Annotated in this window: 2 tRNA genes and 1 rRNA gene; all 3 read left to right on the forward strand. The window is 49.7% G+C overall.

Annotated elements, in window-relative coordinates:
• A 16S ribosomal RNA gene (locus AC1DU9_RS29840) occupies positions 1-186 on the forward strand; the annotation flags it as partial.
• A 161-nt stretch (positions 187-347) separates the two neighbouring features.
• Positions 348-424 (forward strand) — tRNA-Ile (locus tag AC1DU9_RS29845).
• Positions 425-454: 30 nt separating this feature from the next.
• A tRNA-Ala gene (locus tag AC1DU9_RS29850) sits at positions 455-530 on the forward strand.
• The last annotated feature ends 308 nt before the right edge of the window (positions 531-838 follow it).

An 838-nucleotide genomic window follows, 5' to 3' on the forward strand; every position in this document is an offset into this window, starting at 1 on the left:
TCAGAATGTCGCGGTGAATACGTTCCCGGGCCTTGTACACACCGCCCCGTCACACCATGGGAGTGGGTTGCACCAGAAGTAGCTAGTCTAACCTTCGGGAGGACGGTTACCACGGTGTGATTCATGACTGGGGTGAAGTCGTAACAAGGTAGCCGTAGGGGAACCTGCGGCTGGATCACCTCCTTAATCGACGACTCAGCTGCTCCATAAGTTCCCACACGAATTGCTTGATTCATTGAAGAAGACGATATAGAAGCAGCCTTTGGGGTTGTAGCTTAGTTGGTTAGAGCGCACCCCATGCTCCGTGKTTAAGAGCAGGGTGAGGTCGGCCTTAGCAGCTCGAAATTGGGTCTGTAGCTCAGTTGGTTAGAGCGCACCCCTGATAAGGGTGAGGTCGGCAGTTCGAATCTGCCCAGACCCACCAATTTTGTGTGGGAAACGCCTGTAGAAATACGGGGCCATAGCTCAGCTGGGAGAGCGCCTGCCTTGCACGCAGGAGGTCAACGGTTCGATCCCGTTTGGCTCCACCACTACTGCTTCTGATTGTGTAAAGCTTAGAAATGAGCATTCCATCGGTTCGATGGTGAATGTTGATTTCTAGTCTTTGACTAGTTCGTTCTTTAAAAATTTGGGTATGTGATAGAAAGATAGACTGAACGTTACTTTCACTGGTAACGGATCAGGCTAAGGTAAAATTTGTGAGTTCTCTTAGTTGAGAAATTCGAATTTTCGGCGAATGTCGTCTTCACAGTATAACCAGATTGCTTGGGGTTATATGGTCAAGTGAAGAAGCGCATACGGTGGATGCCTTGGCAGTCAGAGGCGATGAAAGACGTGG

It is taken from the genome of Pseudomonas sp. P4_C1 (assembly GCF_056402155.1).